This is a genomic window from Phnomibacter ginsenosidimutans, from assembly GCF_009740285.1.
Taxonomy (GTDB): domain Bacteria; phylum Bacteroidota; class Bacteroidia; order Chitinophagales; family Chitinophagaceae; genus Phnomibacter; species Phnomibacter ginsenosidimutans.
This window is the reverse complement of the sequence record NZ_CP046566.1, coordinates 508,375-533,215: the sequence shown is the minus strand read 5'-3', so window position 1 is coordinate 533,215 and position 24,841 is coordinate 508,375. Positions and strand designations below refer to the sequence as shown.

The following is a 24,841-nucleotide window of genomic DNA, read 5'->3' as shown; positions in this document are numbered from 1 at the left end:
TGCACAAACTGCATTATCTCAAAATCTCTTTTGGCACTTCTTTCTCCAGCAAATGCTGGTAAATGAACTTCGTTTTCAAATTGGTGAAGTGATTGTTGCGGGCAGGCATAAATCCCCATCCGTGACGGCCGTTTGGATACAACATGAATTCAAAGTCTTTACCCTTGTCTTGCAAGGCGCCAATCAGCTGAATGCTGTTTTGCATGTGTACGTTATCGTCCATGGTGCCATGTACAATTTGCAGCATGCCTTTGTACTTGTCTACATATTGCATCACACTGGTTTTCTTGTAGCCTTCCGGGTTTTCGCCGGGGGTATCCATAAAACGTTCGGTGTAGTGGCTGTCGTACAAATGCCAGTCCGTTACGCTGCCGCCTGCCATGCCATGTGTAAATACATCGCTGGCATAGGTAAGTGCCATACAGCTCATGTAGCCACCGAAGCTAAAGCCGGTGATGCACACTTTTGTCGGATCGGCCATGCCCTTATCAATGAAGTATTTGGCCATGGTGCGGAAGTCTTCAATTTCCAGAATACCCAGCTGGCGATGGATTTCTCCGATAGCAGCTTTGCCAAAATGACCACTGGCACGGTTGTCGAAAGTAACCTGCAGCAAGCCTTCGCTGGCATACCACTGGCGCTGGCCATTCCATTGCCATGCATCGGTTACTTGTGAGGCATCGGGGCCACCATACACATTTACCAGCATGGGATATTTTTTGCCCGCTACATAATTGGTTGGATAGGTAACGATGGCCGGCAAATCATATTTGCCATCAGCACTTTTAATGAAGATGAGTTCTGTTTTGGCAAGTGTATAATTGCTCATGGCACTGCCGGCCGTTTTACTCAGCTCACGTACCAGCTTACCCTGATTGTTGACAATGGCCATACCACCGGGGTCGATAATATTGCTGTACGAAGTAATGAGGTATTTGTAGTTGGGCGAAAAAATGGGGCGGCTGTGGTTGTAGTTGCCAAACGTAAGGCGGGTCATTTTTTGACCATCCAACGAAGCTGCATAAATATCACTCCGTGCAAAACCATCTTTGCCACGAACCCTGATGTACAGCGTTTTCGTTTTTTCATCGAGGCCCAATACTTCCTGCACGGTAAAGTTGCCGTTGGTGATGTTGTTCTTAAACACACCATCGCTGCTGTACACGGCAAAATGCTTCCAGCCGCTTTTGTCGCTCATGATAATCATGTCGGCACCGCCGTTGATAAACGTAAGCCGGTCATCTGCTTCATCCAGGCTAATCCATGTTTTTGTGTTTCGAAATACACTTCTTTTTTAGCAGCATCTTTCGGATTGACCGCAAACATGCGGAGCGAATCCTGGCCGCGGTTTTGCCACTGCACATACAAGGCACTGCCATCGGGCTTCCACTCGGGCCAGCCCAGTTGGTGGTCTACCGCACTGTTGAAATCAACCCAGGTAGTGCTGCCTCCGGTGGCTTGTACAAAACCGAGTTTTACATCGGGGTTGGGGTCGCCGGCCTTGGGGTAGCGGGTTTCTTCGAGGCTGCCGTGGCTGCCGTCGGCGTTGTACAGCGGGAACATGTTAATACGGCTTTGATCAAAACGCATGTACGCCAGTGTCTTGCTATCGGGGCTCCACCAAAAAGCACGGAAGGCCGTTGGGCGACCAAAAATTTCTTCCCAATACACCCAGCTGGCATAGCCGTTCAAAATCAAATCGGTGCCATCCTTGGTGAGGCGGGTTTCTTTACCTGTAGCTAATTCTACTGTATACAAATCGTTGTTGCGGGTAAAGGCCACAAACTTTTCGTCGGGGCTGAAAGTTGGATTCTTCTCCGCTGCCTTGTCAAACGTCAGTTGTTTTTCGCCAGCTGTGCTGCGCAAAAAAATGTCGTTGTTTTTGATGAACAACGGCTGCTCGGGCCGACGCTGCGATGGCATTTTATAATCGGCAGCAGGTGCCATGGTTTTGCCGGTTTTTATTTCCAAAATGTATGGCCGTGCTGTACTGTCGGGTGCAGGCTTACCATACAATATCACCTTCTCATCGTCGAGCCACTCCAGCACTTGCACGGGAGCATTGTAAAAATTGGCAGGCAGTTGATTTTTCAGCAGGTTGTCTTTGGTAAAAGCCTGCTGGGCCAGGGCCGATGATCCGCCGAGTGCTGCCAGCAGCAGCATGGGAACGAACTTTCTCATGAGTATTTGATTGAATCTTTTGGTTAGACGCCTTTGGCTGCAGCGGCCATCAGGCGATAGCGAATGTATGGAAACGCAAACAGAGTCTTATACACGAACGGACAATATTGCCCATTTATATGCAGTAATATTGTGTAGCTAAAAACATGTGTATGGAAAACAAGCCAGCCGCCGCCGCACCAAAGAAAAGTTGGGTAAAACGCATCCTGACGATACTGTTGATTATCCTGTTGGGCATCCAGTTTATACAGCCCGGCAAAAACAACCAGAGCATGGAGATGGCCAACGACATCAGCAAAGTGGTAACCGTACCCGATAGTGTGCATGCCCTACTGAAAACCGCTTGTTACGATTGCCACAGCAATTTCACCAACTATCCCTGGTACAGCAATTTGCAACCCGTGGGTTGGTGGCTCAAAGATCATATTGACGAAGGCAAAGGACACCTCAACTTTCAAGACTTTGCGTTGGTAAAAGCCAACGACCGCTACAGCACGGTAGCCTTGCGTCAAGATCATAAATTGGAGGAAGTGATAGAAACAGTAGAGGAAGGTGAAATGCCTTTACAATCATACACCCTCATTCATGGAGAAGCCAAGCTGACAGCTGCACAGCAAAAAATGATTGTGGACTGGGCCAAAGCTGCCCGCAAAGAATTGCAGGCTAAACCCTGATGCACCGGCTTCTTACAATAAGCAGGTATAGTGCATTGCTGTTGCTTTTAGTGGCAACGGCCATGCCGTATATTCTTACCATTATGTTTTGGGCCGAAAGACACGCCATCCGCGAAGCGATGGAACGAAAACTGCATGAAACACACTTGGTAGAGTTGCGGCTTGCAGCCCATGAATACAGCTGGGTAAAACCAGGCAAAGAAATCAGGTATCAAAACAGAATGTTTGATATCAAAACACAACAACAGCTAGGCAACATCAGCATTTTTACAGGTTTGTTTGATGATGAAGAAAAAGCATTGCTGTCTTTTTTTGAATCCTTACAACAAAAAAATACACAGCATCATTACGGCCAATCTGCATTGCTTTTGTATGCAGCCATGGGCAGTTCTGCACCTCTTTCTATCATCAGTTGTGCAGCATATCATGAGTCTCCAACAGCTTTCATTTATAGCAGTTTTAAGCATAGCCCTTTGAGCAAAGGCTTTGGCCGTACGCCAGAGCAACCACCCAGCGTTGCTGCTTCTTTTCTTTTTATTTAAAGTCGCTGCTGTAGTTGCTGAATACTGGCAATACAGCAGCATCCACTCATTGTATTCTTTCACGACGATACACGGCGAACCTGTATGAAGTCGTGTATGGTTATATATATGTATTACTACATGCAACCAACTACTTATTGGAAAAATATTGCAGTACTATCGGGCTTGCTGTTAGCAGCCGGCATGGTACATGCACAAAAAAAGAAACCGGTATACCAACCGGAAGGCGATACCAGCCTGCAAGAAGTACTGATAACGGCTACCAAGTTTCCTGAACGAAAAAGAAACGTGGTACAAAAGGTAGACATCGTTAGCAAAGACTTCATCAAGCGGGTCAATACACAAAATACGGGCGACTTGCTGCAGGCAACGGGCAATGTATTTGTGCAAAAGAGCCAGCAAGGTGGCAGTAGCCCTGTCATTCGTGGTTTTGAGGCAAGCCGGGTTTTACTGGTGCTGGATGGAGTGCGAATGAACAATGCCATATATCGCAGTGGGCATTTGCAGAATGTCATCACCATCGATCAAAACATGCTCGAACGGGTTGAAGTACTGTATGGCCCGGGCTCTACGCTGTACGGCAGTGATGCCTTGGGTGGTGTAGTGGCTTTTAAAACCAAAGACCCGACGCTGTCGAAAATGGCCGGCAAAACGGTAGTAAGCGGCAATGGCTTTGTACGCTACACCAGTGCCAATCAGGAAAAGACCGGTCATGCCGATGTGAGCATTGGCGGGCAAAAATGGGGCGCTATCTTCAGCGCTACCTACAGCGATTTTGATGACCTACGGATGGGCAATAACTATCCTGACAAGTATCCCAATTTCGGACGACGGTCAACCTTTGTACAACGCATCAATGGCGTAGACAGCATTGTGAAAAACAATGATGACCGCATCCAGAAATTCAGCGGTTATCAGCAGTGGGATATCCTTGGCAAACTATTGTACCGGCCCAATGACAAACAGTCGCACACCCTCAATATTCAGTTGAGCAACAGCAGCGATGTGCCCCGCTACGATCGTTTGCAAGATGTACGCAATGGCAATCTGCGGTTTGCGGAATGGTATTACGGGCCGCAAAAACGCAACCTGTTCAGCTACACATTCGATGCGCAGCTCAAAGGTTTTTTCAATCAGTTGCGGATTACGGCCAGCTATCAGGATATTGAAGAAAGCCGTTATCAACGAGATAGAAACAACCTCAACCGGCAAAACCGCATTGAGCGGGTGAAAGTAGGCGGCCTGTATGCCGACCTCAAGAAAAACTGGGGGCGGCACGAATTGCACACCGGTATCGACCTACAGTTAAACGATGTACGCTCCAGGGCATTTACCCTCAACATCAATACCGGTGCCACCGGCAGCCTCGACACCCGTTATCCGGAAAAAAACACGTATAACTCACTGGGCATTTATGCACAGCATTTGTTCAAGTTTACAAACGACAAATGGGTATTGAACGATGGCATCCGTGTACAGTCTACCTGGCTCAACAGTACTGTAATCGACAACAGCACAGCGTTCCGTCCATTCACCAACCTCAAACAAAATCCGGTGGGTGTAAGTGGCAATCTGGGCCTCGTGTTTATTCCTGTCAAAAATCTCCGCTTTAATGCTGGGGTAGCCACCGGCTTCCGTTCGCCCAACATTGATGACCTCACCAAGATATTTGAAAGCAGTACCGCCAGCCGGCAGTTGGTAGTACCCAACCCCGATATCCGCCCCGAGAAAACCATCTCACCAGAGTTGGGCATCAATGTAAAAGCAGGCAAATGGTTGCGTTTCGATGCATCAGTGTATTACACTTGGTTTAAGGATGCCATTGTAAAAGACAAGTTTCAGGTAAATGGTCAGGACTCAACTGTGTACAACGGCGTGAAATACCAAACACTGGCTGCACAAAACAATGCCAAAGCAGGCCTCTATGGTTTCAATGCTGCGGTAACCTTGGTGCCGGCACAGGGTTGGGAATTGTACAGCACCATCAACCTTACCAAAGGCACATACACCCGTCCCAATGGCACAGAGGTTCCGTTGGACCACATTCCGCCGGTGTATGGCCGTACCAGCCTGCGCTACAGCAGTACCGTATGGAGTGCAGAAGTATGGGCTATGTACAATGGCTGGAAGAAAATTAAAGACTACAACCCCGATGGTGAAGACAATGCCCAGTATGCCACCGCCGATGGCATGCCTTCATGGGCAACGCTCAACATTCGGGGGCAATATCAATTATCTCCCAAGCTGAGTCTGCAAGCCGCACTGGAAAACATTACCGACCGCAACTACCGTGTATTTGCATCGGGTTTTTCAGCACCTGGCCGAAGTATCATTGTATCACTCAGAGCCAGCTTCTAACTGGCAGATTTGCTGTGCACTTAAAAGGTCCGCTCAAAAGGCGGGCCTTTTGCTTTTTACAGAAATGCTAATTCCCTCCGCACCAGCCATTTTCTATGTGATTTTTTGCTGTCGTGCAGCACATAAGGGCAAAAAATGTCTACATTAGTGTAGTTGACCAACGACTACACATGACAGAAGACCTCCTCATTGCAGGCTGCATAGATAACAACCCCCTGGCCCAAAGGGAACTGTACAACAGGTACAGCCCTAAAATGCTGGCGGTATGTTATCGGTTTGCGCATTCAAGAGAAGATGCAGAAGACATGCTGCAGGAAGGCTTCATTAAAGTGTTTTCTCAAATGCACACTTTTCAAAACAAAGGGGCATTTGAAGGATGGATTCGACGCATTATTGTACACACTTGCATTAATGTGCTGAAGCGAAACAAGAAATTTAATGATGCCCTGGATTTAGAACATGCACAGGAAGCACAATCGAGAGAAAACATTCCATCGATTTTGCAAGCCAAGCAAGTGGTAGAGTGTATCAGGCATTTGCCCACTGGCTATCGCACTGTACTCAACCTGTATGCTATTGAGGGTTTTAGTCATAAAGAAATTGGAGACATGCTTGATATTGGTGAAAGCACCAGCCGCAGCCAGTACACAAGAGCAAAAGCCATGTTGGAACAAATGCTCATCAAGCGAAACATTATTGAAAAGCCATCGCTGCATCCGGACGCCGTTATAGCATTCAGCTAAGCACAAGGATAGCACAGCATGCCTGCATAGAAAGAGACAAGTAAACTGCTATGAATAACAAGCTATACCACGACGAGTTGGAGGGCTTCCTGTCGGAATCGGCAGAAGAGCTCCGCATGTATCCGTCGGACAGGGTATGGCGAAATATCAACAAAGAAATTCAGGGCGATAAGCAGTGGCCGGCCCTCACCTTCGGCGCCATTTTTACAGGTGCACTTATGCTGGCTGCATTGATTTTTCTACAGCCCGATAAAGATTTGTTTACGGTAAAGCATTCTGCGCCATTGGGCCATATTCCTGTGGTGGCCAAACCTGCATTTAAAGTAGCCGGCAACAGCAACAGCATTACCAACAACTTTGAGCCGCAGGCTTCCAGCACACATATTCATACACCAAGAGCCTTAGCACATACAGCTGTAGAAGATGAGGTGCTCAACAGTGCTGTCATCAATGTAGCGCCGCTGCCTACACCGGTGGAAGTATCGGCCGTTCAGGCAGGCATTTCTTTGACACCTACTATTATAGAAGAGCCGTCAAATTTTTCACTCACCGATTATTTATACGCAAACGCAGTCACTCCACATAATACAGTTGCCATCGACATCAACAGTAACCAGGCTATTGCTGATGACGCTACTGCTTCATTGTCAAATACTGTTACTGAAAAGAGTACAGCATTAGCCTCAACCGCTAATCGGCTAAGCAAAAAGAAATCTCGCTGGGCAGTGCAGTACTATGCTACTCCCAGTATGAGCTACCGGTTTTTGAGTGAAGAAAAAACGGCATTGGCTACGGCATTAACCAGCAACCCCAATACACTGGGTGCTATGGTAAAACACACGCCTAAAACCGGCATTGAAGCGGGCATTGCTTTTAGCTATCAGGTTACCGAAAATCTTCGGGTGAAAATGGGCGTACAGGCCAACTACCGCCGCTATGCCATCGAAGCCTACAGTGCTGCTCCACAGCCCGCTTTGATTATGATAAACCAGGGTATGCGGATGGATACCATGGTAGCTATGACAGATGTAAGCAATGTAAGTGGTGGCAAACCCATGCAAGTATCCAACGAGCTTTTGCAGGTAAGTGCCCCCATAGGTTTCGAACTGCAAATGGCAAGATTTAACCATGCCCGTTTTGTAGTAGCTGCAACCATTCAACCAACCTATAATATCGGCCAGCAATCATGGCTTATTTCGGCAGATTACCTGAGCTATGTAAAACAACCTTCTTTGCTGCGCAAATGGAATGTGAACACAGGCGTAGAAGCATTCATGCAGTTTACTGGCAAAAAAGGCACCAGCTGGCAGGTGGGTCCGCAAATCCGTTATCAGTTATTGCCCGGTGCCGTACGCAGCTATCCTGTACGTGAGCACCTCATTGATTACGGTTTGAAAATTGGCTTCGTAAAAACATTACAATAACCGCATTGCGGTAATTTAGCGGCCTTGCTTTTATATACAAGCAAGGCTTTTTTATGCGCAAACTTTTGGCCATTTTCTGGGGATTAATGTTGCTGTTATTAACGGCTTGCAGTAATACAGACACAGCGCCTGAACAAGAAGCAAGCACTATAGACAGCACTGCCTCTCAACCCCTTTATCCCTTTGCACAATACCTGCACAATGAGCTGGCCTATCTCGACTCTATGCCATTGGCAGTAGAGAAGACAGTTCGGCAAAATGGTAAAACCGTTGATTCACTCATCATCGATAAAGCAAGTTTCCATTCAGCCGTTGCTTTTTTTACCAGCATCGACCCCAATAAAAATGAGCTCCGTTCGCAGTATACTGAAACATCGTTCAACGACCTGAGTACTGAATCCATCACTTTTTCCATCAGCACCAACAATCCAACACTACCGCTGCAACAGGCTGACATATTATTGCATCCTGCCACACAGCAGGTAAAGTCGCTGGCACTCACCATTGAGCAGCCATATACCGACAGTAGTATTTCTACCAAAGTGCTGTGGAAGCACCACATGAAATGTCAATTGGCACAAACCATTCAATACAAAGACGGCCGCAGCATCAACCGCATCACTGAGTTTGTTTGGGATAAACCTTTTTAAAAGTGTAGCGTATTTATCTGCGTACCATTATGAATGCTGAAACGTTTAGAAAGATTGCTCCAACCATACCGCATCAACCCGGCGTGTACAAATACTTTGATGAACAAGACCACATTATTTACGTAGGAAAGGCAAAAGACTTACGCAAACGTGTCAGCTCTTATTTCAACAAAACATACGCCGGCTACAAAACGCATGAGCTGGTACAACGCATTGTTCGCATTGAGTTCAATGTGGTAGATACCGAGCAGGATGCTTTCTTTCTGGAAAATGCACTCATCAAGCAATACCAACCCAAGTACAACATAGATCTGAAGGACGATAAAACGTATCCGTATATCGTTATCAAAAAGAGCCTTTCCCCCGGGTGTTTCTTACCCGCAGAAAAATCAATGATGGCAGCGAATACCTTGGTCCGTTTACATCTGTAGCAAGAGTAAGAGAGTTGCTGCTGTTTATTAAGCAACACATTCAACTGCGTACCTGTAAACTACCGCTGACGCAAAAAAACATTACGGCCAAAAAATTTCGGGTGTGCCTCGAATATCATTTGGGCAATTGCAAAGGGCCTTGTGTTGGTTTTCAAACAGAATGGGAATACCGGGAAGGCCTCAACAGATTGAAGCAGGTGCTGAAAGGAAAACTTGGCGAAGTGGTGCAGTATTACAAAGAAGAAATGCGCCGCTATGCAGAGCAGCTGGAATTTGAAAAAGCACAAATCACCAAAAAGAAGCTCGAACACCTGGAGCAATACCAGGCCAAATCGGTGGTGGTAAGTCAGCAGGTAAGTGATGTAGATGTTTTCAGTATTTACAAAGCTGAAGACATTGCCTACGTCAACTTTTTAATGGTGAGAAGCGGCACTATTGTGCAAACACATACGCTGCAACTTACGCCACACCTCGATGAAACAGAAGCAGAAGTACTTTCCTTTGCCATTGCCCGTATCCGTGAATCGTTTGATAGTGATGCTACAGAATTGATTGTACCCATAGAATTGGAATATGCCGACGCAAGGGTGCAGGTAACCATTCCCAAGCTGGGCGATAAAAAGAAACTGCTCGAACTCAGCCAGAAAAATGTACTGCTGTTTAAAGATGAAGTGAAGCGGAAAAAACTGCTGAACATTGAAGAAAAAACGGAAGACCAGCTGCTGGATATATTGGAAGAATTGCAAGATGCGTTGAGTTTGCCCGAGCTGCCGCTCCACATTGAATGCTTCGACAACAGTAATTTTCAGGGTAGTTATCCTGTGAGTGCCATGGTGTGTTTTAAAAACGGTGCACCTTCCAAAAATGACTACCGCCGGTTTAATGTAAAAACGGTGCAAGGCATTAACGACTTTGCCACTATGAAAGAGGCCGTAACCCGTCGCTACAAGCGGCTAAGCGAAGAAGCGGCCGAGCTGCCCCAGTTGGTGATTATTGATGGCGGCAAAGGCCAGCTCAATGCAGCTCTTGAAGCCATTGAAGAACTTGGCCTCACCGGCCAAATGACGCTGGTGGGATTGGCCAAAAATATTGAGGAACTGTTTTTTGCCGGCGACCAGCAATCCATCAAACTCAACTGGAACAGCGAGGGGCTAAAACTGGTACGCCGCATCCGCGATGAAGTGCACCGTTTTGGCATCACTTTTCACCGCCAAAAGCGCAGCAAAGGCACGTTTAAAAATGAACTGGAAGACATTGCCGGCATTGGTAAGCAAACAGCCACTGCCTTGCTCAAGCATTTCAGGTCAGTCAACAAGATAAAGCAAGCCAGCCTGCCGGAACTTGAAGCGGTTATCGGCAAGCAAAAAGCACAGTTGGTACTGGCCCATTATGCCCCAAAATAAAAGCCGATGCTGTGTAGCACCGGCTTCTGTATTTCTTGGCTTCAGGCCTTAGTAAGACCACTGGTTTTGTTCCCAGTTGAAGATGGTTTCTCTGATATTTTCACCTTCCAGCAAACGCATCAGCGGATCGGCGATGTAGCCAGACAATGCTTTATCGAAGGGGTTGTTAAGCGTTGACTTGGTGATGTAGCTGCTGAAATAGCGGCTTTCAAAAATCTCTTCCCAACTCATACGCATACCCATGTTGCGGGGGTTGTAGGCCTCATACTTGGCCAATACGGGGCGCAGCTCAGGATAATACAACCAAAACAGGGTATATGAATCACGGAAAGAGCCATCGTCGTTCAATACGGCACGAACTGGTGCAATACCCAAAATGCGGAAATGTAAACGGCTGGTTTCACGGTCGAAGATGATTTCTTCTTTTATACGGTAAGCAACAATAGTGTTTTCATTGAACTCATCACGAATAGTGGTATCCTTCATAATACCCTTCGACATGTCGGGGTCAAGTACCAAATCAGGCTTAGAGATTACATACTTTTTGCCCATCAACATGGTAGCAATCTCTTCTACTTTCAGGGCAGTTGTAAAACGGTCGTTGGCATTGCTAAAGGCAGTAATGTCTCCTTCTTTGATATGACGCAGCAAAATATTGAAGAACTTCTGATTGCCATTGTCTTCGTCGGCTTCATAAGTAAAAGGAAGGTTCATCTTTTCCTTTACGTTGATTTCACGCCAAACAATTTGCTTGTACACCTGATCGTCGATGCGAATATGGTCGTACTGCAACGGCGTTTTGTCCAAGGTCAGATTACCCTCAACGGTTGAAGTTGGCCGACGAGAGGGCACTACTGCTTTTACAGGAATGGTGTCCTTCTCTTCTACTTTCACCTTTGGCGTATCTACCACTGGCGGTGCTACTACAGGAGTATTCACCACAGCCGGTTGTTTGGTATTGGTGGTTTTGGGCTTGGCTTTTTTGGTCGTCTTTTTTTGCGCCATGGCATCTTGTGTAGCCACAAGACCCGCCAACAACAAAACCATCCAGGAAATCCGCTTCATCATGTCTTCAAAATTTGAATATCTGAAATGCTACAAGCCTTTGTGAAAAGGCCTGTAGCAAGTATAACGCTTTCGTCAAAAAACTTATTGCAGCTGGAAGGCAATGGAAGGCAGTTTTCTGCTCTTGCCATCCGGCCCACGTGCAATGATATCATCAATAAATACCGTACTACCAGGTTTGCACTGTGAAATTACAGCATTGCTGCCCCACTGTGCTCCGTTGATATTCACGGGTGTGTATTGGCTAAAACCGGCACCGTTGCCTGCAATGGTGTAGCTCAATACGGTAAATGGTGCATCGAACTCTGAATCTTTCAGTGCGGCACGTACACCACCCATAGCCTTAAACTGCGCCGCTGGAATTTTACCACCGCTCAATGTACCTACATAAGGTACCGGATCGGGCAACAGCTTGGCACGAATGGGGAAGGGGAACGTTTTGCCATCAACTGAAATGGTCAATGTAGCAGGACCTGTTTGGCTGGGCTTCACGATGTACTTATCGCCGCTTCCACTGATACTACCAGCGCTGAAAGTAACCTTGGCACTCTCCCGTTTACCGCTACCGGTAGAAATGGTTACGGGGTTGTCTACACCCACGTACATCACGTTCATCTTTTCGAGGAAGATAGAAGCGCCGGAAGGCTGGCCAACCGTGTAATTTACCTGTGTAGTCTTGGTCATGGTTTGACCAGTGTTGGGGTCTTTAAAAGACACAGATATGGGTATGCTGCCACTGTTGCTTACTGTGGTATTGTAACGGGCAAAACCACTGTCATTGGCAACCTGGCTTACACCATTGATGCTGATGGTTGGTTTAGCTGCAGAACTGAATGTACCGATACCCGCTTTGATTTCAAGTGGCTGGCCGGGCAGCAGGTAGTTGCTGCTCTGGCTGGTCAAAATCTCAAACTTGTCGTACACTACTTCTACTTTACCAATCTGGTCTTGGCAATATTGTGCCATCATGTTACCACTGCGCAGCACATCATTCTGAAACTTGCTCAAAATGGTGATGGCCGCTACAGAAGGCGTCATGTGGAAATAGGCGTCTGTCCAGGTTTTGTTGTTCTTGTTCTGTGTTTTGGGTACAGATACATCAATGGGGAAATTGGGCAGTGCCTTTTTGATATCAGCTGCAGGCACGATGGCTTTCAAATCCTCTAAGAATTTTTGCAAAGCGGCCTGCAGTTTGGGGCCTTCGCCCTTGCCGTTGGCACCAAACAAACGGGTTGGTGCATCCAAGTCATCTTCTTTGTAAATGTCTTCACCATTCTCGCCTTTGTGCAGGCCAGATTCATGTTTCAATGAATCTTTCAACGCATCAATTTGAGCAGCCAATGCATTGGCAAGACTGATGGCTTGCTTGGCACGGGGCTCCCAAATGGCCACTTTAGCGGCCAGTTCAGGCTTCTTGCTTTGCTCAGCCAGCGAGTTGGTGATTACAGTATTCGAACTTTTGATAACGCCATTCGAACTCTGGAGGCTATTGTCTACCACTTTAAAGGCATTCAATATCTCGTTCGAAACGTTCAACGCCAGAAGTGCCGTCAGTACCAGGTACATCAGGTTAATCATCTTCTGCCGCGGCTCCTTAGGTAAAGCCATAAATTATGTTGAATTTTCGGGTGATCTAAACTATGAATCTATCTAGGTGGGTAGTGGTGTAGCTTGTACAAAGCTTAACCACGACCCTGCATAGCCGTGAGCATGTTGCCATACACACTGTTCAGCTTGGCCAGGTTGCCGGCCAGGGTTTGAATTTGTGCCTGCGCCTGCTTGGCATCTTCAATGCTGGCACCCATAGCAGAAGATACTGCTGTGAGGTTGCTGAAGTATTGATTCATTGTTTTCAGGTGGTTGTTGCTGTCTTGCAACTCCAACTGATATACCGCATTCAATTCAGAAAGGTTCTTCGTAAGTGTTTGTACCTGCGTATGGAATTGGGCAGTGCTTTCACTGGCGCTGTTGAAGCTGTTCATAGCACCTACGGTTTTATCCATAGCGCCTTTTACATTGTTCATGGCATCAGCGGCGGCCTTTGTATTGGCAGAAAAATCACCGGTGCTTTTTACCACATCGCCAATTTCACCCATTTTGTTTACGGTAGTTCCCAGCTTTTGGAAACCATCGCTCAGCTTTTGCAGGTTGGCAGGCGTAATGTCGGCACTTTCGAGCATTTTATCGAGTGAAGCCAAATTGCTGGGCTGGGTGGCAAGCTGCATGTCTTTGGGCAAATGCATTTCATGGTCATCCATGTAAGGATAGAGGATGTACAACAAACCGTAACCGAGGAAGATGGCTGATTCCACTGTAAGACCGATTTTCAGCATCAGGTCGGCATATGGCGAGTGGAGGAGTTTTTGCAGAGCACCGTAAATAACGACTGCAGCGGCGATGGATACACCAACGTCAAACCATTTGCTTACTTTAGGTGGGATTTTTGCTGCCATTTGAATCTTTTTTGATTGATTGATGAAAATGAATGGGTTGAAACTATGCTCGATGTGTTTTACACAGAAAAGCCAATCTAGGGGGTAAAGGATTTTGATTTTTCGGTACAAGTACCTTCAAGCACCAGCCAACGCAAGCGGATCGATTTTTTACTGAATTGGGCAGAAGCGCCATATAGGTTGTCTTTTTTAAAAGACGTTTTCATCAGGCAAAAAGAGCAAACTGTTTTACCAGCTACCCGTATCGTTTCCATTTCAGCTAAAAAGTCCAGCCATTGACTTTTTAAAAGATTCGTGCTACCACAATTGTGTAGCAGCACGAATATGTTCAATTACTTCAGTTTCTGTGTTTTACCACCCTGGCCAAATACTGGCAGGTCGATAACCGTACGGAAACCAATATAAGATTTAGCAGTATCCTGATATTCATATGCTCTTGATCCTGTTTGCAGGGCCTGGCCTACATCTTTCCAGCTACCGCCACGTACTACTTTACGTTTCATGCGGGGAGGATCAGAATCTTTAGCGTTCCAGCGAATATCTGGGTTCATGTCGTGTTGGAAAGTGTAGCTGCCTTCGTAGTACAATGAAGAAGTCCATTCAGCTACGTTGCCAGCCATGCAATACAAACCAAAATCGTTGGGCCAGTAAGCGTCGGCACGTACGGTGTAGAAACCACCATCTTCGGGGTAGTTGCCACGGCCGGGCTTAAAGTTGGCGAGGATACAACCCTTGCGGTTACGCAGGTACATACCACCCCAAGGGAATGGTGCCTGTGAACGACCACCACGGGCGGCATATTCCCACTGCGCTTCGGTAGGCAGGCGGAAGTCAGACTCGGTGCCTTTCTTCTTGCTGTCCAACCAGGTATTGAGGTACGTGCTGCGCCAGTTACAGAAGGCGGTCGCCTGCTTCCAGGTTACACCTACTACAGGGTAGTTACCAAATGAGAAGTGGCTGAAGTACTTCTTGGTCATGGGTTCGTTGTAACTGTAGCTAAAGTCTCGCATCCACACCAAGGTATCAGGGTAGGCTTTCTCCTTGTACTTCACGAGGAAAGTACTCCGGGGCTTGCCTTTGTTTTCTCTTTTAGCGGCTTCTTTCAGGTCGAAATATTCCACTTGATATTCAATCTTCTCCGGATCAATTTCCTTTTTGCCATAAATACGGTCTGGCGGAGGAATAATGATGGGATCCAACTTTTCGATGGTAGCCTTATCGCCCCACTTGATGGTTTTGGCTTTGGCCCAATCGATATAGTCAATGCCATCTACGTTTTTCACGTAGCCGAGGGTTTTGGCAGCGATAGAGTCGCGAACCCAAAACACGAACTGGCGGTATTGGTTGTTGGTAATTTCAGTAGCGTCCATCCAGAAACCCTGAATAGACACCTGCTTGTTGCGGGCCGTCAGTGCATAGGTCACGTCTTCGTCGCTGGGGCCCATGTGAAAGGTGCCCGGTGGAACGAATACCATGCCGATAGGACGTGTAAGGCCAGGCTTGGCTGCCGGAGCAACGCCATGAACCTGTCCGTCATTGGGCAGGCCTTTCGATTTGCCGAGTTTTCCGCAGCTCACTACACTCAGGGTAAGCAGAGACAGGGCTGTAAGTTGGATGAGGTGTCTTTTCATTTTTTCTAATAACCAGGGTTATTAAGCGCCAAAAGTAGGGATTCATCGTTCGAAAAATGCATCCCAACCAACGCAAAATATTGTTTCCGATATGCCACGGGGGAAAGCATTTGCCCACACCTGTGGATACTGTAACGCAGTCAAACGTCAAAAATTGCACCAAAGTATATGTTGCACCATTTTTTTTAGCAAAATCGTAAAATCTGGCGCCTTACCCCCTACAAACGACGCCCGAACACTCATATTGTTGCCAATAGCTCATTTATTGAGCTCACCGGTCGCTGGCAGGCATACTGCTTACAAGCATAGATTAAGCTTTTGTTTCCTGTGGCTTTCCCCGCCAACAAGGGCCAGTCTTCTGATGGTTGAGCAGCTTGCTGCACAATTTTATTGGGGATGAAGGCTGCCAACAGCCCGGCTGTGAGTTGAGGCGCCGTCGCTCCTACCACCGCTATTTCGTGCAAACCATATACCTGCCCTTGCATGGCCATGGCCCAGTTGCCAAAACTATTGGGATACCGGCCCACGACTTGCTGCACCGCATTCAGCATGTTCATGGCTCTTTCGGTCCAATCGGGGCGGTTGAACAATACGCCCAGCTGCAGCAGGTTGTGTACCATCACACTATTGCCGGCCGGAGTGGCACCATCATAGGTTTCTTTTTGCGAACAATAATGTCCTTTTGCCAAACCGGGGTAAAGAAGAAGAAAGGCGAATCGGCATCGCTGAAGTCGCGGAAAATGATGTCGGTGATGCGCCCTGCTTGGTGCAAATAATCATGACTGCCGGTACAGGCCTGCAGCCAGAGCAGTGCCGATACATAACCTGCCAAATCATCGAGGAAGGCGGGGTTTTGAGCCAGTCCGTTTTTCTCGTTGTGGAAATACCCGCCATCTTCATGACGCATGTATTGTTCTATAAAAGCGGCTGCCTTTTCGGCCATGGCCAAATAATCTGCTTCGCCGGTGGCCGCCCAAGCCTTGCAACTGGCTTCAATCATCATAGCATTCCAGCTCAGCAGTTTTTTATCATCAAGCAAGGGCTTGATGCGCTGCTGCCGGTGCGATAACAACTTGCTGCGGCTTTGCGCCAGCGAGGTATGGGCTGCTGCACTGTCCCAACCCAGGGAAGCGATAACTTCCTCCACCGGTACGGGCGTCCACAAAATATTGGTCTCTTCCCAGTTGCCTTCTTCCGACACATCGTACACGGCACAAAACAAACGGGCAGCTTCTGCATCATCAATCACTGTTTCCAGCTCTGCTTTCGACCAGGTATAAAATTTTCCTTCCACGCCTTCGCTGTCGGCATCGTAGGCGCTGTAAAAACCGCCTTCGGGCGATTGCCACTCCTGCTGCACAAACCGCATGGTTTGGTGAATGACCTGTGCATACGCAGGTTTGCGGGTAAGTTGGTAAGCCTCGCTGAGAACCCCCACCAACAGGGCATTGTCGTAGAGCATTTTTTCGAAATGCGGTGCCAGCCAACGGGCATCGGTGCTGTAGCGGGCAAAGCCACCGGCCAGATGATCGTAAATACCACCAGCCATCATTTTTTGCAAACTCAGCTCTGCCTGCTGCAGCAAATCAGTAGCGGCAAATGGCAGATTGCTTGCTTCTTTTTGCTTAGTCAGAAAATGGTATTGGCGCAGCAAAAAACCAATGGTCTTGGTTTGCGGAAACTTGGGAGCCTGACCAAAGCCGCCCCAGGTAGTGTCGGCAGCCTTAAGAAGCTGCTGTGCCATGGCCAGCAAAGCATCTTCGGTAAAAGGCGCCTGCCCGGCCACTACCCCAAAGCTGTTGGCATTTTGCAAATGGCTGGTGAGGTTGGTAGCCTGCGACAAAATCTCCTGCGGTTTTTCCTGCCAGGCTTTAGCAATGGCATGCAGCACCTCTCGCCAGCTGCTGCGGTTGTAGGCCCGCACCGGCGGAAAATAAGTGCCTCCATAAAAAGGCAGCGCCTCTGGTGTGAGAAACACATTGAGCGGCCAGCCGCCGCTACCACTGATGGCTTGAACCGCATCCATGTACACGGCATCCAGATCGGGGCGTTCTTCCCGGTCTACTTTGATGTTGATGAAATGCCGGTTCATGATATTGGCCGTATCAACATTTTCAAAACTCTCCCGCTCCATTACATGGCACCAATGGCAAGCAGAGTAACCAATGCTGATGAGGATGGGTTTGTTTTCGGCCTTGGCCCTGTCGAGGGCTTCCTGGCACCAGGGGTACCAGTCTACCGGGTTATGGGCATGCTGTTGTAAATACGGACTGGTTTCTTGTGCTAAACGGTTGGCCATACCATCAATTTGCTGCAAAGATGTAGCACCCGGGCTGCCCCCTCTTGTGAAAAAAGAAAAAAGCCGGCTGGTGCCGGCTTTTTAATATCACTTCGAAACATCCAAATAGATTGCCCCTGTTTGTGTTCGTTACTTTTTCACTTTTACCTGTGTGGCCAAAAAACGATCCAACGCCGTAATCATGCTGGGCGATTCTGGTGTAGGAGCTTTGATTTGCAGTTCGAGGCCCGCTTCTTCAATGGCTTTGAGGGTGTTGCCACCAAAGCCGCCGATGAACGTGCCGTTTTGCACAAAGTCGGGCAGGTTATCGAACAGGCTGCGAACACCACTGGGTGTAAAGAAACACATCACATCAAACTGCTTGGCTGTGAGCAGGCCTTTTACATCGGCACTTACAGAGCGGTACATGTACGGTGTTTCAAAACCTACTTTGTTATTCTTCAACCAGTTTACAATTTCATTGTCTTGCTGGTTTTCGCTGCAGGGATACAAGAAGCGTTCGTTCTCTTTGTGCTTGTTGATGACATCAAACAAGGTTTTGTTGGTACCATCGGCACCATAAAACACTTTGCGTTTGCGGTAGAGAATAAACTTTTGCAGGTAGAGTGCCACGGCTTCGGTTACGCAGAAATACTTAGTATCCTGACTGACGGTAATGCGCATTTCTTCGCACATGCGAAAGAAATGATCGATGGCATTGCGGCTGGTAAAGATGACTGCCGTAAAGCTGGTGATGTCGATTTTCTGACGGCGAAACTCTTTGGCAGGAATCGCTTCCAGCACAATAAAGGGCTGGAATTCTAACTGCACACCGTATTTCCTTTCCAACTCAAAATAGGGCGACTTTTCTGAGGTTGGGCGGGGTTGGGTAATGAGAATTTGCAGTGGTTGTTTGGTGGCTTTGGTGCCGGTCTTCGCTCCTTTTGTGCTCATGTGTTCACACGGTTGCTTGTTCTAAACTTTAATCTTTCCTATCCTTTAATCATCGATAACATCACCTTATAAACTACCAGGACAGGGATGATTTCGAAGGCGCAAAGGTATAGGAAAAAATGGATGGGGATGATGCGGACATGTTGGCGCAGCAATGGCACGGCCAAAACATAGCGGTATAAAAACAAAAAGGCTACGCCAAAAAGGCTTACAACCAGCAGCACCGATTGCAGGGCCGGCACGCCCAATGCCAGCGCCACACTGGCCGGCAGCAGCATAATGCCCACCACCTTGTTTACCAGAAACACCATGAAGTTGTAAGTTTCGGACAGCTCCCGATACCCAAACAACCAACCGCTCAATGCCGTGCTGATATACTTCACGATGTAGACGGCGGCGACAAAACCAATGCAGAGCAACAGCATTTTCCACCACAGCATATCCGCAGGCAACCAGCCTTTGTAATATGCCAGGTGGTACAAAAATGTACCGGCCGACAAACAGAAAAACAGGTTCATGAGCAGCGAGGCCAGGCGGTTTTGCACCAACTGCTCCCGCAACGATTTTTGCTGAATGGCTGTATGGGTAAAAATGCGGATGAGGTCGGAAAAATATTTAGCGAAGCCCATACGAATAATGCCCAGCAACAAGAGCAAACCCGCCAGCCAGTAAAACACCCGGTCTTGCTGCGGCGCTGCAAAATCAGTTTCAAGGCGATAGATAACCGGCGACTGAATGGGCAACAACGGGTGCAGCTGATAGAAGTACGGCAACAGTGTATCGGGCTGTACCTGCACTGGTGGCGGCGGCGCTACAATTGCCGGCAAAGTATCGGCCACTGTTGCAGCGGTATCCACCACGGAGGTTGCAGGCAGCGTATCGCCCACGTAAGACTGCGCCCATGCAGGCTGCGACAGACAACAGCACATGCTGCACATCAACATGATTATCCATCCTATTGCTGCTGCTTTTTTCATTCGCGGCAAAAATACCGTTGGCCACGGTACGCAGCGTTGGCGTTTTTTCCAGCTGTTTAGAAAAAGTTGACAAAACCAATGTGGATCTTGGATTGGCGCAGGTTCAGCGATTCGATCATTGCGCTGCCCCACGGCCCAACTAATGTTGACCTGGCTGTTGCGGGCTTCCAAATTGAGGCCCAGCCCAGCCCCCCAGTATTGATGGCGAAAAGATTTTGTTTGGTCTTTGTAGGCGGCGGTGCCAAAATCGCTAAACGCAAACAGGAAACTGTTTTGCCCCGTGAGGTAGCGGTACTCTACCGTGGCCACTGCATATTCGCTGGCGTAAATGGATTCTTCATCAAAACCACGCAGCAGTTTGTTGCCACCAATTTGAAACAACTCGTTGCGGTAGTAACTGCCACTTTGCAACCAGCCCGCCTGCAAGCCAGCTTTCAATACCGAAAAATTGCTTAATGAAAAATAGCGGGCCAGTTGTGTTGTCAACCGCAGCTGATGCGTTTTCATTTTTACCGTATCGTAGAGTGATGCATACTTGAAGCCCGGCCGGTTGGGGTCTTGAATGCTTACCACTTCATTGTTTTGCCGAATGCGTTTGATACCCGCCATAGCGGTGAGCAACACTTGCGAACCCCGCCGTGGATTGAAACGATAATCGGTATTGTTGTACCCCCACGCTGCACCAATGTGATGAATGCTGAAATCGGCAATATCGGGCAGGGCCAGTGTTTGTTTGATGCGGTTGGTATCGGCAAAGCCCACGGTGTTTTGCTGCAGCAGGTAAAATACTTTGCCTGTTTGGTAGCGGTCTATCTGATACGGAATGCCCAACCGAAACTGCAGGTTTAAAAACTGCGTATCCTTTTTCAGCAAATCAAATTGCGTTTCAATGCCTGCCTTGGCCCACACAAAGGGCTGCTCATACTGCAGGTTGATGCGGGGCGATTTGTATTGTAACTGTTGCCAATTGATGCCGAGTGTTTCGCCGCCGGCAAAAGCATTGCGCAGCAGTATTTGCACATCGCCGGTAATCATGGTTTTGCTATCGGGTGTTTGTGCACTTTGCGGCATCACACCCAGCAGCACATTGATGATATTGCTGCGCCGTGGTTGCAGCTGCACCTGCAGCACACTACCGGTACCCAGCATTTGCAACTGCGATGGTTGTGCGGGTTGTGCAAACAACAATTCGTTGAGCCGGGCATCTGCCGCATCGATGGTTTGCTGACTGTAGGGCATTCCAGGCTGCATGCTGAGGTACTTGTACAAATAACTGGGCCGTAACCTTGGCTTACCTGTTTGCTGTATAGAATCGATTTTGTACACGGGGCCCGTGTGCAATCGCAACAAGCCGCTGATCCATTGCTGCTGCAGCTGCACACTATCCCAACTGGCGTATGCAAACGGATACCCCACATCGGCGAGATGTGCCACGAGTTTGCGTTGAATACTATCGGGTGGCCAGGCGGTGGCTTGCTGTGTATTGCCACCGGCATGCTGCCACCAATACGCTGCGGCCGAATCCATGCGCAACTGCCGCCAGCGATACTGCGGCCCCTGATACAACCATACCTGTGCCCTGCTGCTATCGGCGGCTACCGAATCGACACTGGCGGCGAGGTAGCCCTTGCCCAGCAACTGCGCCGGTAGCTGCGCCACATATTGCAGGGCCAATGCTTTGCTGGCAAATTGTGTTTTTAAGCCCTTGGCCAGCACCTTATCTACGGCATGAAACTGCAACGAATACCGCTGCTGCGACCAACCGGCCAGCACCGCCATCCACAGGCCACACAGCAATATCCATTTGCGCCACAGCATGGCTGTAAAACTACAGGGTTGAGGAAGATATTGTGTGGAGAGGTGGTTGCAGGGAGTCTGCTGCCGGGATGGGGTATGGCACGGATGGTTTGTGGAGGCACGAACCATGGCGGAGATGTTCCAGCTCTTTGTTGGTCAGGCGACCAACAAAGGCGGGGAGATTAGGTGGACTTGTTTTGGCAAATGGCTTTACTGCTTGTCTTGTATGTCCTTTTTGTCTTGATACAAAAAGGACCAAAAAAATCAAGGCAAACCCGATGGCTCCGCCCGTTTTGCCTGGCCAACGCCTCCCTCTGTGGAAAGGGTTTATTGAATGCCAGCTGGTGGGATACGATGTTGCAAGATGGTTGCATAGATGTGAAGTGGTTGCAGGGGGTCTTCTGCCGGGATGGGGTATGGCGGGGATATGGTTCGTGGAGGCACTAACCATGGCGAGGGCAACATCAACGATGTTCCAACTCTTTGTTGGTCAGGCGACCAACAAAGGCGGGGTATACAAATAGTAGCCTGAAAAGCAAACAGCCGTGCCATCAACACCCGATGCATTCGGGCTGGTTTGATCCATCACAAACAACTTGCTACGCAGCACACTTGCGCCAGCTAAGCAAGCCAATAAGGTTGCGAGGCCATCCCGATAGCTATCGGGATGGCCTCGCCAAAGCCCCACTGCGTGGCGGGTTAATTGGATGTCGGCAGGTGGGATACGATGTTGCAAGATGGTTGCATATATGTGAAGTGGTTGCAGGGGGTCTTCTGCCGGGATGGGGTATGGCACGGATGGTTTGTGGAGGCACGAACCATGGCGGAGATGTTCCAGCTCTTTGTTGGTCAGGCGACCAACAAAGGCGGGGATGGTTGCATAGATGTGAAGTGGTTGCAGGGAGTAAGCTGCCTGGATGGGGCATGGCTTTTTTGGGTGGACATACTTGGTGAAGAGATGGTTCGCGGAGGCACGAACCATGGTGGGGGAATACACCAGCAACATCAACGATGTTTCAGCTCTTTGTTGGTCAGGCGACCAACAAAGGCGGGGCGTATGGGTGCTGAAAGGTGCTTGTATGCTGGGCGTATGTGGCGGGTATGGTGGGCGTATGTACGGAGGATGAGGGGGGATTGGTTGATTTGTTGATTGGTTAATTGGTTAATTAGTTGATTGGTTGATTGGGGATTAGGCATTAGGGATTGGGATGCTTGTATTTGTGTAAGGGGGTGATTATCTTGTCGGGTCAAACACACACTCATGCACGACAACAGTTCTCTTCAACTCCTTGGTGTCAGCGGGCAAATTGGTAAACGCCTGGTTTTTAAACGCTATGGCCGCAAAACGGTGGTGACCCGCTACCCCGATATGAGCGGCGTGGTGCTCAGCCCCCAACAAAGGGCCTGCAACAACCGGTTTGCCGCTGCCGTGGCTTATGCCCGAAGCGTATTGCAAGACCCGGTGCTGAAAGCGGCTTTTGCCGAACAGCTCCCACAGGGCGACAGTATTTATCATGCTGCTATCAGGGCGTATTTGCGCCAGCAGGGTTGCTCTAAGGAGCGTTTTTAGCGGTTTAGAATATCGTTTTTGTATGGCCAAGCAGGCTTTTACCAGGATGGGACAGGGTGATTTTGATTCGTTAAGGGGCATTGCTTTCGCAAGTTGGTTTACTTGTGGCAAATGAATTCCACTGTTCATTCTGTCCTTTTTGTCTTGATACAAAAAGGACCAAAAAAATCAAGGCAAACCCGATGGCTCCGCCCGTTTTGCCTGGCCTGCGCCTCCCTCTGTGGGGCGGGATTATTAATAGCTGGCGAGTGGGATACATTGGTTGTAGATGGATGCATAAATTCGAGGTGGTTGCAGGGAGTCTTCTGCCGGGATGGGGCAGGGTGGTTCTATGTGTACATATATGGTGAAGAGATGGTTCGTGGAGGCACGAATCATGGCGGGGAGAATTCACTTGAGCGGGATGAATTAAAAGTGGTAACAACAACAATACAGAATGTATAACCGGGTGGATTGTACTAATAAACAATACAAAATGTATAACGCTAGAATATTGACAATCAATAATGTTTCGTTAGGCCTTTTTGAAAACAGTATCATATATTTATGTGTTGGCAGCAACTCTAAAGCGACACTCTAAAAATTATGGGAGCCTGGGGAACAGCAATATCATCTAACGACACTTACGCAGACATTTATGACGAATTCTTCGAACTCTATAATGACGGGCTTGAGGTTAAAGAAATTTCTCAACGACTTATTCAAGCTAACCAAGAAACAATTAATGACACAGACGACTGTAACAATTTTTGGTTTGCCTTAGCAAAAGCACAATGGGAATGTAAACAGCTTGACACAGAACTTTATCAACGAGTTAAAAATATTGTTGACACTGGAGCGGACATTGAAGTTTGGCGACAACTTGAGGCAGATGAAAAAGACTTAAAAAAAAGGAAATTAGTTCTTGACAAATTCCTTGCGGACATTTCAATTGAAAAGGTAAAAGCTAAAGCAAGAAAAAAGAAGAAAGAATCTAAAATCCTTCACCCCGTTTTTGAAAAAGGGGATTGCGTAACGTTCAAACTTGCAAATGGAAATTACGGAGGAGCAGTTGTATTGGAAGCAATTTATGACACTGAATATGGCAACAACTTAATTGCAGCAACACGTATTAATCAACCGAGCAAGCCATCTCTGGACGACTTTAGAAATTCTACCGTTTTAGTTCTAAATTTTGCAATGTGGAAGGACAGCCCAAACATTCATTGGTATTCACCAATTAGACACAAAAATGTTGAAAGTTTAATACAAATTGTAGGGCAAATAAAAGTTGACAAAACTTATACTTATTACAATGGCAATACAACCGAATTTGGCTCTTGTGCAGACTTTGACGTTTGGATAATTGATGGAATTAATAGACAGCTTGACTTTGAATTAAGTAACAACAAATCAGACAAAGTAATTAAAATAAAAGAGTTGACAGGTATTAGCAAATGGAAATTTTGGTAGACGGAAAAGAGTATGCTGCCAACAGGAGGTTTGGCAATAGTGGGGTGTGACGGAACTCGTATTGCAACTTTGGGAACTTTGTTCAACTTCGGTTCCAGCTCGACAGAACTCGACCGAACAGCAAGAATTTAAATTCAACTATTTTATCACAATTCAACGGCAGACAGCCAAGCGTGACCCAACTCAAAACCCCGCCATCGCCAAGCCTTGTTCGTTAGCGGCAAGTGTAAACAGACAACACTGAAATGATAAAAAAAT

General features: G+C 47.8%; 21 protein-coding genes and 1 pseudogene. 10 read left to right on the top strand and 12 right to left on the bottom strand.

Going from position 1 to position 24,841, the window contains the following annotated elements:
• Positions 1–13: 13 nt before the first annotated feature.
• Together GLV81_RS19820 and GLV81_RS19125 are read right to left on the bottom strand one after the other, a co-directional pair.
• Complete coding sequence (locus GLV81_RS19820) at positions 14–709, bottom strand: alpha/beta hydrolase family protein (RefSeq protein WP_246186413.1); 696 nt, start codon at positions 707–709, stop codon at positions 14–16.
• 258 nt (positions 710–967) lie between these two features.
• Positions 968–1,923: pseudogene (locus GLV81_RS19125) on the bottom strand (DPP IV N-terminal domain-containing protein); the annotation flags it as partial.
• A gap of 410 nt (positions 1,924–2,333) precedes the next feature.
• Here GLV81_RS19125 and GLV81_RS02250 point away from each other — a divergent pair.
• The 8 genes from GLV81_RS02250 (at position 2,334) to uvrC (ending at position 10,406) form a co-directional block, all read left to right on the top strand.
• Positions 2,334–2,855, top strand: coding sequence for a heme-binding domain-containing protein (locus tag GLV81_RS02250; protein ID WP_157476483.1), 522 nt, complete (start codon positions 2,334–2,336; stop codon positions 2,853–2,855).
• Positions 2,856–2,917: 62 nt separating this feature from the next.
• On the top strand, positions 2,918–3,397 hold the full coding sequence (locus GLV81_RS02245; protein WP_157476481.1) for a hypothetical protein: 480 nt from the start codon (positions 2,918–2,920) through the stop codon (positions 3,395–3,397).
• 96 nt (positions 3,398–3,493) lie between these two features.
• Complete coding sequence (locus GLV81_RS02240) at positions 3,494–5,755, top strand: TonB-dependent receptor (RefSeq protein ID WP_197428854.1); 2,262 nt, start codon at positions 3,494–3,496, stop codon at positions 5,753–5,755.
• A 170-nt stretch (positions 5,756–5,925) separates the two neighbouring features.
• Positions 5,926–6,498 (top strand): RNA polymerase sigma factor, encoded by a 573-nt coding sequence (locus GLV81_RS02235; RefSeq protein ID WP_157476477.1) that lies wholly within the window; start codon positions 5,926–5,928, stop codon positions 6,496–6,498.
• Between the two features lie 50 nt (positions 6,499–6,548).
• Positions 6,549–7,922 (top strand): hypothetical protein, encoded by a 1,374-nt coding sequence (locus tag GLV81_RS02230; protein ID WP_157476475.1) that lies wholly within the window; start codon positions 6,549–6,551, stop codon positions 7,920–7,922.
• Between the two features lie 53 nt (positions 7,923–7,975).
• Positions 7,976–8,572: a hypothetical protein gene (locus GLV81_RS02225; protein WP_157476473.1), complete on the top strand. Its 597-nt coding sequence runs from the start codon at positions 7,976–7,978 to the stop codon at positions 8,570–8,572.
• Positions 8,573–8,601: 29 nt separating this feature from the next.
• A complete protein-coding gene (locus GLV81_RS19815; protein ID WP_246186189.1) occupies positions 8,602–9,003 on the top strand; it encodes a GIY-YIG nuclease family protein in 402 nt (133 codons plus the stop codon).
• Complete coding sequence (gene uvrC / locus GLV81_RS02220) at positions 8,940–10,406, top strand: excinuclease ABC subunit UvrC (protein ID WP_246186188.1); 1,467 nt, start codon at positions 8,940–8,942, stop codon at positions 10,404–10,406. The genes GLV81_RS19815 and uvrC overlap by 64 nt, the downstream gene beginning before the upstream one ends.
• Before the next feature lie 48 nt (positions 10,407–10,454).
• On the opposite strand, the gene porN is transcribed toward uvrC, so the two are convergent.
• The 10 genes from porN to GLV81_RS02175 all read right to left on the bottom strand — a co-directional run bounded on the left by porN (position 10,455) and on the right by GLV81_RS02175 (position 22,567).
• Complete coding sequence (gene porN, locus GLV81_RS02215; RefSeq protein ID WP_157476471.1) at positions 10,455–11,474, bottom strand: type IX secretion system ring subunit PorN/GldN; 1,020 nt, start codon at positions 11,472–11,474, stop codon at positions 10,455–10,457.
• An 81-nt stretch (positions 11,475–11,555) separates the two neighbouring features.
• Positions 11,556–13,079: a type IX secretion system motor protein PorM/GldM gene (gene porM, locus GLV81_RS02210; RefSeq protein ID WP_157476469.1), complete on the bottom strand. Its 1,524-nt coding sequence runs from the start codon at positions 13,077–13,079 to the stop codon at positions 11,556–11,558.
• Between the two features lie 74 nt (positions 13,080–13,153).
• Positions 13,154–13,924 (bottom strand): type IX secretion system motor protein PorL/GldL, encoded by a 771-nt coding sequence (porL, locus tag GLV81_RS02205; RefSeq protein WP_157476467.1) that lies wholly within the window; start codon positions 13,922–13,924, stop codon positions 13,154–13,156.
• 77 nt (positions 13,925–14,001) lie between these two features.
• Complete coding sequence (locus GLV81_RS02200; protein WP_157476465.1) at positions 14,002–14,256, bottom strand: hypothetical protein; 255 nt, start codon at positions 14,254–14,256, stop codon at positions 14,002–14,004.
• Positions 14,257–15,555, bottom strand: a complete 1,299-nt coding sequence (gene porK / locus GLV81_RS02195) for a T9SS ring complex lipoprotein PorK/GldK (RefSeq protein WP_157476462.1) — start codon at positions 15,553–15,555, stop codon at positions 14,257–14,259.
• 239 nt (positions 15,556–15,794) lie between these two features.
• A complete protein-coding gene (locus GLV81_RS19810) occupies positions 15,795–16,178 on the bottom strand; it encodes a hypothetical protein (protein WP_246186187.1) in 384 nt (127 codons plus the stop codon).
• Positions 16,175–17,854 (bottom strand): thioredoxin domain-containing protein, encoded by a 1,680-nt coding sequence (locus GLV81_RS02190; protein ID WP_246186186.1) that lies wholly within the window; start codon positions 17,852–17,854, stop codon positions 16,175–16,177. The genes GLV81_RS19810 and GLV81_RS02190 overlap by 4 nt, the downstream gene beginning before the upstream one ends.
• Positions 17,855–17,983: 129 nt before the next feature.
• Complete coding sequence (locus tag GLV81_RS02185; RefSeq protein WP_157476456.1) at positions 17,984–18,787, bottom strand: uroporphyrinogen-III synthase; 804 nt, start codon at positions 18,785–18,787, stop codon at positions 17,984–17,986.
• Between the two features lie 38 nt (positions 18,788–18,825).
• Positions 18,826–21,582: a DUF4271 domain-containing protein gene (locus GLV81_RS02180; protein ID WP_197428853.1), complete on the bottom strand. Its 2,757-nt coding sequence runs from the start codon at positions 21,580–21,582 to the stop codon at positions 18,826–18,828.
• A 469-nt stretch (positions 21,583–22,051) separates the two neighbouring features.
• Positions 22,052–22,567: a hypothetical protein gene (locus tag GLV81_RS02175; protein WP_157476449.1), complete on the bottom strand. Its 516-nt coding sequence runs from the start codon at positions 22,565–22,567 to the stop codon at positions 22,052–22,054.
• Between the two features lie 255 nt (positions 22,568–22,822).
• On the opposite strand from GLV81_RS02175, the gene GLV81_RS02170 reads away from it, so the two are divergent.
• On the top strand, positions 22,823–23,131 hold the full coding sequence (locus tag GLV81_RS02170; RefSeq protein WP_157476447.1) for a hypothetical protein: 309 nt from the start codon (positions 22,823–22,825) through the stop codon (positions 23,129–23,131).
• Between the two features lie 585 nt (positions 23,132–23,716).
• Positions 23,717–24,583 (top strand): hypothetical protein, encoded by an 867-nt coding sequence (locus tag GLV81_RS02165; RefSeq protein ID WP_157476445.1) that lies wholly within the window; start codon positions 23,717–23,719, stop codon positions 24,581–24,583.
• The last annotated feature ends 258 nt before the right edge of the window (positions 24,584–24,841 follow it).

What these genes read in the sequence shown, in the direction of transcription:
- porL (WP_157476467.1), bottom strand. Translation starts at nt 13,924, where the DNA reads ATGGCAGCAAAAATCCCACCTAAAGTAAGCAAATGGTTTGACGTTGGT.
- GLV81_RS02245 (WP_157476481.1), top strand. Translation starts at nt 2,918, where the DNA reads ATGCCGTATATTCTTACCATTATGTTTTGGGCCGAAAGACACGCCATC.
- GLV81_RS02235 (WP_157476477.1), top strand. Translation starts at nt 5,926, where the DNA reads ATGACAGAAGACCTCCTCATTGCAGGCTGCATAGATAACAACCCCCTG.
- porK (WP_157476462.1), bottom strand. Translation starts at nt 15,555, where the DNA reads ATGAAAAGACACCTCATCCAACTTACAGCCCTGTCTCTGCTTACCCTG.
- GLV81_RS02175 (WP_157476449.1), bottom strand. Translation starts at nt 22,567, where the DNA reads ATGTTGCTGGTGTATTCCCCCACCATGGTTCGTGCCTCCGCGAACCAT.
- porM (WP_157476469.1), bottom strand. Translation starts at nt 13,079, where the DNA reads ATGGCTTTACCTAAGGAGCCGCGGCAGAAGATGATTAACCTGATGTAC.
- GLV81_RS02185 (WP_157476456.1), bottom strand. Translation starts at nt 18,787, where the DNA reads ATGAGCACAAAAGGAGCGAAGACCGGCACCAAAGCCACCAAACAACCA.
- GLV81_RS19820 (WP_246186413.1), bottom strand. Translation starts at nt 709, where the DNA reads ATGCTGGTAAATGTGTATGGTGGCCCCGATGCCTCACAAGTAACCGAT.
- GLV81_RS02230 (WP_157476475.1), top strand. Translation starts at nt 6,549, where the DNA reads ATGAATAACAAGCTATACCACGACGAGTTGGAGGGCTTCCTGTCGGAA.
- porN (WP_157476471.1), bottom strand. Translation starts at nt 11,474, where the DNA reads ATGATGAAGCGGATTTCCTGGATGGTTTTGTTGTTGGCGGGTCTTGTG.
- GLV81_RS02225 (WP_157476473.1), top strand. Translation starts at nt 7,976, where the DNA reads ATGCGCAAACTTTTGGCCATTTTCTGGGGATTAATGTTGCTGTTATTA.
- GLV81_RS02250 (WP_157476483.1), top strand. Translation starts at nt 2,334, where the DNA reads ATGGAAAACAAGCCAGCCGCCGCCGCACCAAAGAAAAGTTGGGTAAAA.
- GLV81_RS02170 (WP_157476447.1), top strand. Translation starts at nt 22,823, where the DNA reads ATGCACGACAACAGTTCTCTTCAACTCCTTGGTGTCAGCGGGCAAATT.
- GLV81_RS19815 (WP_246186189.1), top strand. Translation starts at nt 8,602, where the DNA reads ATGAATGCTGAAACGTTTAGAAAGATTGCTCCAACCATACCGCATCAA.
- GLV81_RS02180 (WP_197428853.1), bottom strand. Translation starts at nt 21,582, where the DNA reads ATGCTGTGGCGCAAATGGATATTGCTGTGTGGCCTGTGGATGGCGGTG.
- GLV81_RS02165 (WP_157476445.1), top strand. Translation starts at nt 23,717, where the DNA reads ATGGGAGCCTGGGGAACAGCAATATCATCTAACGACACTTACGCAGAC.
- GLV81_RS02240 (WP_197428854.1), top strand. Translation starts at nt 3,494, where the DNA reads ATGGTTATATATATGTATTACTACATGCAACCAACTACTTATTGGAAA.
- GLV81_RS02190 (WP_246186186.1), bottom strand. Translation starts at nt 17,854, where the DNA reads ATGGCCAACCGTTTAGCACAAGAAACCAGTCCGTATTTACAACAGCAT.